This is a genomic window from uncultured Flavobacterium sp., assembly GCF_963925415.1.
Taxonomy (GTDB): domain Bacteria; phylum Bacteroidota; class Bacteroidia; order Flavobacteriales; family Flavobacteriaceae; genus Flavobacterium.
Genome location: NZ_CAWUTS010000128.1, coordinates 1 through 13,486 on the forward strand (window position 1 = coordinate 1; position 13,486 = coordinate 13,486).

16 protein-coding genes are annotated in these 13,486 nt (G+C 30.1%); 8 read left to right on the forward strand and 8 right to left on the reverse strand.

Going from position 1 to position 13,486, the window contains the following annotated elements; genetic code table 11:
• The 3 genes from AABM47_RS10090 to AABM47_RS10100 all read right to left on the reverse strand — a co-directional run.
• A partial coding sequence (locus tag AABM47_RS10090) for a hypothetical protein (RefSeq protein ID WP_338410799.1) occupies positions 1-1,125 on the reverse strand: 1,125 nt, incomplete at its 3' end.
• Positions 1,122-2,171 carry a glycosyltransferase family 2 protein gene (locus AABM47_RS10095; RefSeq protein ID WP_338410800.1) on the reverse strand — a complete coding sequence of 350 codons (1,050 nt, stop codon included), beginning with the start codon at positions 2,169-2,171 and terminating at the stop codon, positions 1,122-1,124. The genes AABM47_RS10090 and AABM47_RS10095, both read right to left, overlap by 4 nt.
• Positions 2,164-2,916, reverse strand: coding sequence for a hypothetical protein (locus AABM47_RS10100; protein ID WP_338410801.1), 753 nt, complete (start codon positions 2,914-2,916; stop codon positions 2,164-2,166). The genes AABM47_RS10095 and AABM47_RS10100 overlap by 8 nt, the downstream gene beginning before the upstream one ends.
• Positions 2,917-3,019: 103 nt before the next feature.
• On the opposite strand from AABM47_RS10100, the gene AABM47_RS10105 reads away from it, so the two are divergent.
• Entirely contained in the window at positions 3,020-4,327 is a 1,308-nt protein-coding gene (locus AABM47_RS10105) for a serine hydrolase domain-containing protein (protein WP_338410802.1), read from the forward strand.
• Entirely contained in the window at positions 4,327-5,040 is a 714-nt protein-coding gene (locus tag AABM47_RS10110) for a nicotinamide mononucleotide transporter family protein (RefSeq protein ID WP_338410803.1), read from the forward strand. Before AABM47_RS10105 ends, AABM47_RS10110 begins: the two co-directional genes overlap by 1 nt.
• Here AABM47_RS10110 and AABM47_RS10115 read toward each other — a convergent pair.
• Entirely contained in the window at positions 5,035-6,063 is a 1,029-nt protein-coding gene (locus tag AABM47_RS10115; RefSeq protein ID WP_338410804.1) for a LacI family DNA-binding transcriptional regulator, read from the reverse strand. The two genes, AABM47_RS10110 and AABM47_RS10115, sit on opposite strands and share 6 nt — an antisense overlap.
• 244 nt (positions 6,064-6,307) lie before the next feature.
• Here AABM47_RS10115 and rplM point away from each other — a divergent pair, with 244 nt between their 5' ends.
• From rplM to AABM47_RS10140, 5 genes are all read left to right on the forward strand, one after another.
• Positions 6,308-6,763 carry a 50S ribosomal protein L13 gene (rplM, locus tag AABM47_RS10120; protein WP_338410805.1) on the forward strand — a complete coding sequence of 152 codons (456 nt, stop codon included), beginning with the start codon at positions 6,308-6,310 and terminating at the stop codon, positions 6,761-6,763.
• The gene (gene rpsI / locus AABM47_RS10125) at positions 6,763-7,149 is read left to right on the forward strand and encodes a 30S ribosomal protein S9 (protein ID WP_338410806.1); all 387 of its coding nucleotides are present in this window, start codon (positions 6,763-6,765) and stop codon (positions 7,147-7,149) included. Before rplM ends, rpsI begins: the two co-directional genes overlap by 1 nt.
• Positions 7,150-7,321: 172 nt before the next feature.
• Positions 7,322-8,209 carry a 30S ribosomal protein S2 gene (gene rpsB / locus AABM47_RS10130; RefSeq protein WP_338410807.1) on the forward strand — a complete coding sequence of 296 codons (888 nt, stop codon included), beginning with the start codon at positions 7,322-7,324 and terminating at the stop codon, positions 8,207-8,209.
• A gap of 128 nt (positions 8,210-8,337) precedes the next feature.
• Positions 8,338-9,162: a translation elongation factor Ts gene (tsf, locus tag AABM47_RS10135; RefSeq protein ID WP_338410808.1), complete on the forward strand. Its 825-nt coding sequence runs from the start codon at positions 8,338-8,340 to the stop codon at positions 9,160-9,162.
• A gap of 101 nt (positions 9,163-9,263) precedes the next feature.
• On the forward strand, positions 9,264-9,842 hold the full coding sequence (locus AABM47_RS10140) for a DNA-3-methyladenine glycosylase I (RefSeq protein WP_338410809.1): 579 nt from the start codon (positions 9,264-9,266) through the stop codon (positions 9,840-9,842).
• Here the strand turns inward: AABM47_RS10140 and aat are convergent.
• The 3 genes from aat to AABM47_RS10155 all read right to left on the reverse strand — a co-directional run bounded on the left by aat (position 9,839) and on the right by AABM47_RS10155 (position 11,852).
• Positions 9,839-10,480: a leucyl/phenylalanyl-tRNA--protein transferase gene (gene aat, locus AABM47_RS10145; protein ID WP_338410810.1), complete on the reverse strand. Its 642-nt coding sequence runs from the start codon at positions 10,478-10,480 to the stop codon at positions 9,839-9,841. The two genes, AABM47_RS10140 and aat, sit on opposite strands and share 4 nt — an antisense overlap.
• 109 nt (positions 10,481-10,589) lie before the next feature.
• Positions 10,590-10,964 carry a DUF3127 domain-containing protein gene (locus AABM47_RS10150; protein ID WP_338410811.1) on the reverse strand — a complete coding sequence of 125 codons (375 nt, stop codon included), beginning with the start codon at positions 10,962-10,964 and terminating at the stop codon, positions 10,590-10,592.
• 15 nt (positions 10,965-10,979) lie between these two features.
• On the reverse strand, positions 10,980-11,852 hold the full coding sequence (locus tag AABM47_RS10155) for a flavin reductase family protein (RefSeq protein ID WP_338410812.1): 873 nt from the start codon (positions 11,850-11,852) through the stop codon (positions 10,980-10,982).
• 101 nt (positions 11,853-11,953) lie between these two features.
• Between AABM47_RS10155 and AABM47_RS10160 the strand changes: the two genes are divergently transcribed.
• Positions 11,954-13,096: a HAMP domain-containing sensor histidine kinase gene (locus AABM47_RS10160; protein WP_338410813.1), complete on the forward strand. Its 1,143-nt coding sequence runs from the start codon at positions 11,954-11,956 to the stop codon at positions 13,094-13,096.
• Between the two features lie 30 nt (positions 13,097-13,126).
• Here the strand turns inward: AABM47_RS10160 and AABM47_RS10165 are convergent.
• Positions 13,127-13,486, reverse strand: a 360-nt coding sequence (locus tag AABM47_RS10165) for an HIT family protein (RefSeq protein WP_338410814.1), incomplete at its 5' end; no start/stop codon positions are given.

A 13,486-nucleotide genomic window follows, 5' to 3' on the forward strand; every position in this document is an offset into this window, starting at 1 on the left:
GCCCCAGATGCCAAATAATTTACCTAATAAAATTAATCCTAAAGCTAATACAATCAGTTGTGTTTTTGAATTAAAATGAATTTTTTTCCAAAGGCTTAATTTCAAACAAACAACCTGATAAGGTGTGCTAATCATTATTGGAAACCAAACAAACATCAAAGTTAAAACATAATAAAACATAGGTTCTTTTTCAAATTTTTGTATAATATCTTCTTTAAAAAAAAGCAGTAATACCATTGAAACCAAAAACAATCCTAATGTAAAAAAACTAATTTTAGCCATACTTTTTTGAATCCCTTTTAGTAATTCTTCTTTTTTTGTAGAGGAGAAATTTGGTAGAATTGTAAAAAAAAGATTCCCTGAAACACCTCTTATCACGGAAGTTATTTTTTCTAAAATAGAAACAACTCCTGCTATATATGCTCCAAAAAACAAATTAGTTAACGGAATGGTGATAAACAAAATCAACATATTAATGAGTTGAATGTAAAATATTTTTCTGTCTGTTTTAAAATAAATAGTTGCTTTTTGTAAATTTAAAGCTGAGAAAGTGATTTTCCATTTTATACGGATTAAAATAAATAAAGCCACCAATAATTCGGATAAACCTATAAAAAGGTTTGTTGCAAACCAATTTTCATTAGAAATAAAGAAGAAAACCAAAACAAAGGATAGTAATTTGGTAAAAAAATGATACCAAAGCAACAATTTGTTTTTGGATAAAACATAAAAAAAAGAACTCGGATTAAAAAGTCTTCCTAACAGCAAAACCGAAGAAAATAAAGCAACTTGTGGCAAATAAACGGCAAAAATAGCAACAAAAACAAAGACTAAACTAATGATTAAAAACCGAATTTGAAGCAATGTATTCCAATAACACGCAAGCGTTTTGGCACTAGATTTTAGCTTTTCGGCTATCGGAATTAAATTTTGCGGAAAACTATAACTACTTATGCCTGCCAAAATATAAAAAATCATTTGCCAAGTAGTTATTTTTCCTATTATGGCAAGCGAAAGCCTATCAATTAAAACCAAATATAACGCCAAAGGAAAAAGTATATTTAATAGCTGAATGCCACTTAATACGCCAAAACGAAACCCCGTTTTTTTTATCCATTGCCTCATGATTGGTCTTTTATTTTTTTTATAATTTGTATTCTTTTATGTTTTAGAGCAGATACTATTCCGTTAGAGAACTTCCAACCAAAAAAAGTAGGCGAGTGTATTAAAAAAAGAGCAATTTTATCTTTAATCCCAAAATAAAAATGTTCCTTTTTCATGTCATTAATAAAATTATGCAGTAAATTTTGAAACAATTTACGGAGTTCTTTTAATTGTTTTATTTCTTTTTTATCAATAATTTGAATTAAAAAAGTATCCATAAAATAATCTAAAGCATTCTTAAAAACTCCTTTTTTATATATATTTTCTACTTGATATTTTTTTAAAACTGCAAATTCCACTTCAAAAAGACGATACACATCTTTTACTCTTACATCCGATAAAACTCTTCTGGTTAGCGATGCTTTTCGGGAATAATTGTTAATTAGTTTTTGGGGAATAAACGAAACAGAGTTTGATAATAAAATAAATTCTAACACAAAAGGGCGATCGTCAAACAATTTGAGTTCTTTGTCAAAAGTAATTTGTTTTGCAATAGATGCTAAAAAAACTTTAGACCAAATAGTTTCTACAATTCCTTCTCTATAAAAAGTGTTTGCTAAATCTGATGAGTTTTTAATATTTGTGTAGGAAAAATGCCATTTGGAAGGCATTTCGGTAGTTCCATCTTCTGAAAGAATATGAAAATCACACAGCAATAAATCGGCGTTGGTTTGTTTAATTTCTGAAGCAAAAACCTGCATCATATTAGGTTGCAAAGTGTCGTCGGCATCTAAGAACGTAACATATTTTGACGTAACGTTTTTTAAGCCCATATTTCGAGCTACCGCTGAACCAGAATTTTCAATAGAAATCAATTTTACGTTTTCAAGAATGGTTGTGTATTTTTGGGCAACTTGCAACGAATGATCTGTTGAACCATCATTAATTAAAATAACTTCAATTTTATTATAGGTTTGATTTACCACAGATTGCAAACATCTGTCTAAATAATTTTCTTCGTTATAAAAAACGATGACGAGCGAAATTAAAGTAGTTGTATTACTCATTTGAAAGTAAATTTACAAAGTGGTTTGTAGTATTTTTAATGCTATTAGCAAGCTTTTTGTTGTTTTTTGGTGGCAACCAACTATTTTCAGATAAACTATCGGCAGTTATCAAAACACAAAGAGCATTTAATTTATAGAATTCAGCAAAAGCATAAATAGCAGCACATTCCATATCTACATGGGTTGTCCTTTTTTCTTTAAAATGGTTTATTAAACTAGGTGTTTCTCTAAAAGGAGCATCTGTACTCCAACAAATGGATTCTTTATAACACAATTTGGTTTCCAAATGAGAAAACCAAGTACTCTTTTTTGGTTCAAAAAAATCATCTTTAGAATAAAGAGAGGCACAACCTGTTGTTGAATATGCTTTTTGAACAATACAAACATCGCTTTCTTTGAAATTGAGATTCAAACTACCCGCAAAACCAATAAAAATAAAATTTTCTACACCTAAGCCTCTTAATTCTTCAAGTAAACCAACAATAGCTGGAGCACCATTTCCAAATTCGGCACAAACTAATGTTTTTTTATTTAATAAAAAATGTTTCCCTTTTATCCCTTTTATTTTTTTAGCAAAAAAGCGTATTTTTCTATCCAAATAATGTTTGTGTAGTGTAATAATTGCTGTTTTGGGCAAAACATTAAAATTATAGGCATTGCAACTTTTTTTCCATTTTATGAGTTCCAAAATATCTAAAACAGATGGTTCGGTATAAAAATTAATGTTTAGTTCTTTAAAAGCCATAGCCTAATTAATGATTTATTTTTAAAAAAATAGTATGTTTGTAAATATATGCAAAGCCATTAAAAATCACAATAATTCTTTAAAGTTTAATTTAATTATACACATGAAAAAGAAACTTTTAATAGCCTTCTTAAGTATTTCAATTTTGGGGTTTTCCCAAAACAAGTATCAAAAAATGGATAGCTTACTAACGTATTTAAACCAAAACAATAAGTTTATGGGTTCCTTATCATTACGAGAAGGAAATAAAATAGTTTTCTCAAAAGCATATGGTTTTGCAGATGTGGATAAGAATATTAAGGCAGACAATGTTTTTAAATATAAAATAGGCTCAATTACCAAAACATTTACTGCAACTATTATTATGCAATTAATAGAAGAAAAAAAATTGCGATTAGAAAGCAAGTTGATTAAATATTATCCGAAAGTTCAAAATGCAGCTAAAATTTCAATTTCAGATTTACTTCACCATCGCAGTGGCATCTTAGATTACATCAATCAAGATTCGTTGAGTATTGAAGATTTTAAAAGTGCTCATTTAAAAGACATCATATATTCAAAAATTAATAATTATGAATCTATTTTTGAGCCTAATACACAATTTTTATACAGCAATTCAAATTACTTTATATTGGGTGGTATAATTGAAAAAATAACTCGCAAATCGTTTTTAGAAAATGTTCAGGAACGGATTGTAAAAAAATTAGATTTAAAAAACACTTATTATCCATCAGAAAAAATTAATACCTCAAATAAGGAATGTTATTCCTATATTTTTGATGGAACAAATTGGAAAAAAACAGATGAATGGGCTGCTGATCTTGCATATGCCGCAGGTGAAATAATTGCAACCCCTGATGATTTAACCGAATTTATGCATAGCCTCTTTAATGGAAAATTAGTCAAAAAAACATCCTTAGAACAAATGAAAGAGCTAAAGGATGGTTATGGTATAGCTTTAATGCAATTTCCTTTTGGCGAAAGACGCTTTTATGGTCATACAGGCGGCATTGAAAGTTTTAGATCTGTTGTGGGTTATTATCCCGCTGATGATCTTTGCGTTTCTTTAATTGTTAACGGCGAAAATTTTAACCGAAACGATATTATGGTGGGTATATTAAGCATATACTATAAAATTCCGTTTCCTTTTCCAAATTTTGACACTATTGACCATTCTGTTTTACAAAAATATGTTGGAACCTATGCATCATCAAATCTTCCGCTAAAAATTACCATTTCAATAATAAAAGATCAATTGATAGCTCAGGCTACGGGTCAAAGTTCATTTGCTTTAACGCCAAAAAACGAAACAGAATTTGTGTTTTCCGCAGGCGGCATCGAAATGATTTTTGAAGACCAAAGTTTTACATTAAAACAAGGTGGACAAAGATTTAAATTCACAAAAGAATAATGTCAAACTCATTAATTGACAAAATTAAAAGGATAACAAATAGCACCTATTTAGATATTATAGGCCTTTTTATAGTTGTTACAGCTTCTTTTACATTAGGCTATCATAATACCCTATACCACTTTACTTTTCAAAATACAAATTATGTTTTTTATTTGGGTTATGTTTCTATTGTAAGCACTAGTTTTTCAATGATAGGAAATCGATTGGTAACCAAAAAAAAAAATAGTGGCAATTTTATTACTACGTGTAATACATTTTTGAGTGGCTCCATAGATTTTTTATTGGGAAATGTGGGTGCGATATTGACCTATCCTGTTTCTTTTATTGGTAATTTTTTGGTGTTTAAAACTTGGCAAAAAAGCAAGGTGTTGCGTTCTGTTGATTTTATTTTTTATCGAAATTTAATCCTTGGGTTTGTTTTGTCGTTTATATTAAACTACATCGCTTTTAAATATTTATCAGAAAAAAATATAGATTGGAAGTTGTTTTTTGCCATAGTAATTCCGGCTGGTTTAACCTTTGGAGGAACATTTAATACCGCACGAATGTATCCTGATAATTGGATCATGTGGCAATTGTATAATTTAACTAAATTGATACAAAATATACTGCAAATGAATATTGCTAATGTTTTTAAATATGTTTTCTATTTTTTTAATGCCATCTTAGGATATATTACATGGCAAGATGATCGAAAAAAACAATTATAATTTTCGAGTCGATTCGCGTTGACGCAATTCGGTTTTGATAATCACTGTGTTGTATTCTGGAAATTCGTTCTCTGATTTATCTTCTAACCTGTCTATTAATAAAGAAGCCGCTTTTTCACCTATTTCAGGAGCATGCTGACTTATTGTTGATAAACTTGGCGTCAATCTTTTAGACCAAATACCATCTGCAAAGCCAATAATATTTATTTGCTCGGGTATTTGTATTCCTTTTTTAATAATCAATCGCATCATCTTAGTAGCAGAATCTTCATCCAATGCAAAAACAGCATCAATTTTTTTAGTTGAAATTAGTTTTTCCAATTTTACATCTAATTCATCCAAATCATTTTCAATAACTATTAAAGATGTATCAACAGAAAAATCACTTTGTTCTATTGATTTAATGTACCCATCATAACGAAGTTTTCCAACACTTAAATTATCTATAGAAGAAATCAGTGCTATTTTTTTTGAACCTAGTTTTATCAAGTGATTTGTAGCATGAAAAGCTGAATCTAAATCATCTACAATAACTTTATCACATTTAATTTCTTCGGCTATTCGATCAAACATTACAATAGGAGTGCCACTGTTAAGTATATCTTTAATATGTGTATAAGCTTTTTTTGATTGTGTTTCTTCGGCAAGACATACAATAAAACCATCTATAGTTCCATTGTTTAACATTTCCATTACTTGCTCTTCTTTTTTCTGAGATTCATTGGAAATACCCGTAATTAAATTATAGCCTCTAACCAGCGCTATTTTTTCAATTCCACTAAAAACTTTAGCAAAAAATGGGTTCAATATATTTGGAATAATAACGCCTATAGTATTGGTGCGTTGATTTTTTAAATTTTTAGCAATACTGTTTGGTTTGTAATTTTTTAAAGCGGCAAATTCTTTAATCTTAATTTTAGTTGCTTCACTAATTTCCGGACTATCACTTAAAGCTTTTGAGACAGTAGAAACTGAGAATCCGAGTTCTTTGGCCAGTTGCTTTAAAGTTGCTTTTACTTTCATATCTATTAATTGATTTGTAAAAATAGTAATTTTTAATAGAACTATTAAACCTTGACTTGAATAAAATTTAATGCTGTACTTTGAAGCCCTAATAAACAGCAATTTTTTAAATGGCATAACTACTTCATACACAATATAAATAATATTGTATTGTAATTTGGTTTTAAAATAAATAATTGTACTTTTGCACTCCCTTACCCAAATTATTGGAAGGGAATGGAATGTTTAATTAAAATAAATTATTGTGAACACATTAAGCTACAAGACAGTTTCAGCTAACAAAGCCACAGTTGATAAACAGTGGGTTGTTGTAGATGCTGAAGGTCATAACTTAGGTCGTTTTTCTAGTAAAGTTGCTAAAATTTTAAGAGGAAAATATAAACCAAGTTTTACACCGCACGTTGACTGTGGAGATAACGTTATTGTTATCAACGCAGAAAAAATCAACCTAACCGGTAACAAGCTTGACGAAAAAACGTATATTCGTCACACAGGTTACCCAGGAGGTCAAAGAAGTTTGACTGCTAAAGTATTGCAACAAAAAAACCCTGCAATTTTAGTAGAAAAAGCTGTAAAAGGAATGTTGCCTAAAAACAAATTAGGTGCTGAATTATTCCGAAATTTAAATGTATTTGTAGGTGCTGAGCATTCTCATGGAGCTCAAAAACCTAAAACCGTTAACCTAAACGATCTTAAGTAATGGGAGTTATTCACAAAATCGGGAGAAGAAAATGTGCAGTTGCACGTATTTATGTTTCAGAAGGAACAGGAAAAATTACCGTAAACAAAAAAGAGTTTGCAACCTATTTCCCAACAGCAACTTTACAGTACAAAGTATTACAACCTATGTCATTGACAGAAAATGTAACAAACTTTGATGTAAAAGTAAATGTATATGGTGGAGGTTCAACAGGTCAAGCAGAAGCTGTGAGAATGGCAATTGCTAGAGCTATGTGTGAGGTAGAAGCTGAAAACAGAGCTATCTTAAAACCAGAAGGATTACTTACAAGAGATCCAAGAATGGTAGAACGTAAAAAATTCGGTCAGAAAAAAGCAAGAAAGAAATTCCAATTCTCGAAACGTTAATATTTCGAATGGGTTTGGATTATTTTGCAGACAAATTTTTACAATTAAAATTGAATTTAAAACACAGTTGTCGATATTCCTTTATAAAAGGGAATTAGTTTAGCATCTAAATGAAGCCAAAGGCTAAAGCCAAAGGAACATTGCTATAACACGGAACGTAAACTATTACACAATGGCAAACAAAATTGACGTTAAAGAATTATTAGAAGCAGGTGTACATTTTGGACACATGACTCGTAAATGGGACCCAAATATGGCTCCATACATTTATATGGAACGTAATGGTATACATATCATTAATCTATATAAAACAGCTGCAAAAATTGAAGAAGCTAATGAGGCTTTGAAAAAAATTGCAGCATCAGGTAGAAAAGTACTTTTCGTAGCTACCAAAAAACAAGCTAAAGATATTGTAGCAGAAAAAGCTGCTGCAGTAAACATGCCTTACATCACTGAAAGATGGCCAGGTGGAATGCTAACTAACTTTATTACAATCAGAAAAGCTGTTAAAAAAATGGCTACTATTGATAGAATGAAAAAAGATGGTACGTTCATGACCTTGTCTAAAAAAGAAAGATTACAAGTAGATCGTTTGCGTGCAAAATTAGAGAAAAACCTAGGTTCTATATCTGATATGACACGTTTACCTGCTGCGCTTTTTATAGTAGATGTAAAAGCAGAACATATCGCAATTAAAGAAGCTCACAAATTAAACATTCCAGTTTTTGCAATGGTTGATACAAACTCTGATCCTCGTGAAGTAGATTTTGTTATTCCATCAAATGATGATGCTTCTAAATCTATCGATAAAATCTTAACCTTAGTTACAGGTGCAATTAGCGATGGCTTATCTGAAAGAACTTCTGATGGTGAAGACCAAGAAGAAGGAAAAGAAATGAAAAAAATAGCTCCAAAAACTAAGCAAGTTACTGAAGCTGTAGTTGAAGCAACTGCGGTAGAAGTAGTAGCTGAAGCTCAGGCTGAAGCAACTACAGAGGAAGTAGTAGCTGAAGTTACTAATATTGAAACTTCAACAGAAGAAACTTCAACAGAAGTATAATATAAATATTCAAATTTTATAAGATCCAAATTCCAATAAAACTTCAATTAGTTGATGATTTAATAAAGTTGGAATTTGGATTTTTATAGTTTAAGACATTAAATTTACAATTATTAAAAATAAAAATTATGGCAACAATTACTGCTGCAGACGTAAATAAATTAAGAACAATTACTGGTGCAGGTATGATGGACTGCAAAAAAGCATTAGTTGAAGCTGATGGCGATTTTGATTTAGCAATTGAAAACCTTAGAAAAAAAGGTCAAAAAGTTGCTGCTAATCGTTCTGATAGAGAATCAACTGAAGGTGCTGCAATTGCTGTTGTAAATGCTGAAAACACAGCTGGTGTTGTAATTACATTAAACTGCGAAACAGATTTCGTTGGTAAAAACGAAAGTTTTGTAAAATTAGCTACAGACTTAGCTCATCAAGCATTACAATTTAACACTAAAGAAGAATTATTAGCTTCAGACTTTAATGGAGTAACTGTTGCTGATAAATTAATTGAACAAACAGGTGTAATTGGAGAAAAAATTGAAATTGCCTCTTTCGAAAGATTAGAAGGTGCTTTTATTGGTTCTTACATACATGCTGGAAACAAAATTGCTACTATAACTGCTTTATCAGCAAATGTTGAAGGCGCTCATGAAGTTTCAAGAAACGTTTCTATGCAAGCTGCTGCGATGAATCCAATAGCTTTAAACGAAGCGGGAGTTGATGCACATACAATTGAAAAAGAAATTGAAATTGCTAAAGATTTATTGCGTTCTGAAGGAAAACCAGAAGCAATGTTAGACAATATCGCAAAAGGAAAATTAAATCGTTTCTTTAAAGATAACACTTTAGTAAACCAAGATTTTATTAAAGATAGTTCTATGAGTGTTGCTGCTTATGTAAAGTCTGTGAATGCAGATTTAACGGTAACAGGATACAAAAGAGTTGCTTTAGGATAATTTATATTAAACTTATTTCTGAAGATTATAATTTTAAAACCTTAATTTTAAATAAATTAAGGTTTTTTTTTATAAATTTATTTAATTCGATTCAAAAAATTATGGCTTTAAAAATCCGTTGTGCTTGGTGTGAAAAAGATGATTTATATAGAAATTATCATGATTACGAATGGGGTAAACCTGTTTATGATGATGATAAATTATTTGAGTTTTTAATATTAGAAACGTTTCAGGCAGGTTTAAGTTGGTACACTATTTTATCCAAAAGAGAAAATTTTAGAAAAGCTTTAGCAGGTTTTGATTGTAAAACAATTGCCCTTTATAACGATGAAAAGGTGCAAGAATTAATGCTAAATGCAGGGATAATACGAAATTTATTAAAAATTAAAGCCAGCATTTCTAATGCAATTGCATTTATAAAAGTTCAAGAAGAATTTGGCAATTTCTCTAAGTATATTTGGAATTTTGTAGACGAAAAACCTATTCTCAATATGCCTAAAAAGCATCAAGATATTCCCGCTACTACTCCGCTTTCTGATGCCATAAGTAACGATTTAAAAAAACGCGGTTTTAAGTTTGTAGGATCAACAGTTATATATGCGTATCTTCAGGCTACGGGTATTGTTAATGATCATGTAGAAGATTGTTGGACAAAAAATGAATTCAATTTTCCTACTTAAATTTGGACTTCCAAAATTCGCATAAAACTATCTCGAGAAATTTCAAATGCACCTAGTTTTTCTAAATGATCATTATGTACTTGACAATCTAACAAACAATAGTTGTTAATTTTGAGATATTCAATTAATTTTACAAACCCTACTTTAGATGCATTAGAAACGTGAGAAAACATACTTTCGCCACAAAAAATAGTTCCTAAATCAACGCCATACAAGCCGCCTACTAATTCGTCGTTTTGCCAAACCTCAACACTCATTGCATTCCCTTGTTTATGCAGCTTACAAAAAGCATCTATCATATCTTGAGTAATCCAAGTGCTATTTTGTCCTTTTCGCTTTGACAATTGACATTGAACAATTACTGCTAAAAAATTTTGATTAAATGTTACTTTAAAAATATCTCTATTAATAATGTTTCTCAAAGATTTTTTAACTTTATAATCTTGGGGATTTATTACCATTCGATCAGATGGTGACCACCATAGTATAGGCTCATCTGCATCAAACCAAGGAAAAATACCGCTTGTATAAGCCAATAATAAGCGCTCTGTTGACAAATCACCTCCATAGGCTAAAATGCCTTCATAAGACGCTTCTTCTACTGGTGGAAAATAAAGTTCTTTTGTTAAGCAATACATGATTTTATGGGAATTTCAAAAAAATAAATTTTACAAATAAAAAATCAGAAATTCAAGTTATATACTCGAACTTCTGACTCTGTTTACATTTAATTTCAAACTTTTTTAATTAAAAAGGCAAATCGTCGTGCTCTTCTTCATTGAAGTTTTTAGCAGGCTCAAAAGCTTCTGCCGCTGGCATTGGAGGCATATTTGTTGGTGCTGTTTCTGTTTGTATTTTTTCAATTCTCCAGCCCTGTAATGTGTTAAAATATTTTGTTTCTCCTTGTGGGCTTACCCACTCTCTTCCTCTTACATTAATAGAAACTTTTACTTGTTCTCCAACATTATATTGGTTTAATAAATCTGTTTTATCTTGAACAAAGTCCATAATAATGTGTTGCGGGTATTGTTCATCAGTTGAAACAACCAATTCTCTTTTTTTGAACGTTGCACTTACTTGTTGTTCTGGGTTGATAACCTTAATTCTTCCTAAAATTTCCATACTTATTATTTTTTATTATTTTGCTAAAAGCACTTTCCAAGCACTTAAAGTATCATTATTATCCAAATATTCTTTAGCTTTTTGATGTATTTTATCTTCATCGTCAGAACTCAAAACGGCTTTTACCGAAAAGTTTTCTTTTACAAATATAGTAATTTCTTCTTTATTAGGAACGGCCTCAATATTTCCTAATTTACCTAAATCATTTCCGTCAAAATAAACACTTTCCTTAATAAAATGTGGAATGGAATCAACTCCAATTCCTAAAGTAGATATTGGTTTTTCAACTTCAAATAAACCTGATATTGCCCTACTGTACCAATTACCTCCTAGGCGAGACACCAAATCAATTTTTGTTTGATCTATCATTCCGCTGGCATCTAAAATAGCTTCATTGATGTGAATTTTAAGAACTTCACAAATAATTAAATTTCCTGCTCCACCTTCATTACCTAATGCAATAATATCGTTTACCTTACATTCAAACTGAACAGGACTTTCTGCAACTCTGAATGGCTTTATGATTTCTGATGGTAGCATGGTAAACCCCGCTTTTTCAAATTCATTTACTCCCTCAGGATATTCTGAACTGGATAAAGACATTTGTTGTACCATACCATAATCTACTATGTTTATTACTACCTGCCTGGTGTTATCGCAATTTATCAAAGTATGTTTTATAGTGTTGTTGCGAACTCTCCTAGCAGGTGAAAAAACCAAAACAGGAGGATTAGAGCTGAATACATTAAAAAAACTAAACGGTGATAAATTAGAATTCCCATTTATATCAACTGTGCTTGCAAAAGCAATAGGCCTAGGAGCTATTGCACTTTGTAAATAGCCTTGTAGTTTTGCAGGAGAAATAGTTTTGGGATCAATACTTATCATAAAAAAACATTTATACAAATATAATTTTTTATACTTTAACTCGTTTAAATATGACTTTAATTTTTTGAATTAATTTTAGTACTTTTAACAAAAAATAGTAAATGAGGTTTTCAAAAAGAAGCGATACGAGTCGATGGTTGATCATTATTTTTTCCTTTTTTATTGTTGTATTGATTTTATCGAATACCTATAGTTTTTTTCAAATATTCAAAAACGAAGAACGAAGCAAAATGGAACTTTGGGCAAAAGCTCAAAAAAAAATAAATTCTGATGACTTAAATGTGGATTTAGAATTGCCATTTGAAATTATTCAAAACCCAAGAATACCTATCATTGTTTCAATAAATGATTCCATAAGCCTTACTGCCAATGTTGAGGAGAACATCATAATAGATTCAAATAAATTAAAAACATATATTGAAAAACTTAAGTCTCAAAATAATCCTATAATTACAAAATTATCTGAAACAAAAACACAGTACCTTTATTATGGCAATTCTAAACTAATTAATCAACTCAAATATTATCCTATTGCCCTATTATTGATCATTTTTCTTTTTGGTACTGTAGTCTATAATTTTTATAGAGCTACAAAAATGTCTACTCAAAACAAATTGTGGGCAGGAATGGCAAAAGAAACTGCACATCAAATTGGAACACCTTTGTCTTCTTTGATTGGTTGGTTGGAAATTTTGAAATTAGATAACGTAGAACCTACTACTATAACAGAAATAGAAAAAGATATTACGCGTTTACAGACCATAACGGATAGGTTTTCAAAAGTAGGATCAGAACCCGTATTAGAAATAAAAAATATTATAGCAGAAACAAAAACTACTTTTGATTATTTAAAAGACAGAAGTTCTAAATTTCTAGTCTTTAATTTTATCGCGCCTAATAAAGAACTATTTGTAGCAATTAATCCCGCTTTGCATAGCTGGACTATAGAAAATTTAATAAAAAATGCTATTGATGCAATGAAAGGAAAAGGAAAACTAACCCTTAGCATTGAAGAAAAGGATAATTTTGTTCGCATTAAAGTAACCGATACAGGAAATGGTGTTTTAAAATCAAATTTTTCAAAAGTTTTTGAACCCGGTTTTACAACTAAAAGGCGTGGGTGGGGATTAGGCCTATCATTAACCAAAAGAATTGTTCAAGAATATCACAAAGGCAAAATAAAAATTGCACATTCTGAAATAGGAAAAGGAACAACGATGCAAATTAGTTATAAGAAAGCATAAAAAACTATACTTCTTTAGTTTTTTATGCTTTTATAATTTGCGGCTAATTGATATAGCCAATTCTTCAAATTCTTCTTTCTCAAGACTTACTTTTCGTTGAAAACGCATATCATCCATGTCTTGTAATGGAATTAAGTGAACATGTACATGAGGCACTTCTAAACCTACAACTGCAACTCCTACTCTTTTGCATTCAATAGCTTTTTCAATAGCTTTTGCAACTTTTCTACTAAACAGCATTAATCCAAGATATAAATCTTCATCCATATCAAAGATTTTATTAATTTCTTGTTTAGAAATGCATAAAGTATGCCCTTTTGCATTTGGATTTACATCTAAAAAGGCTAAATAATTTTCGTCTTCAGCAATTTTATAACAAGGAATTTCTCC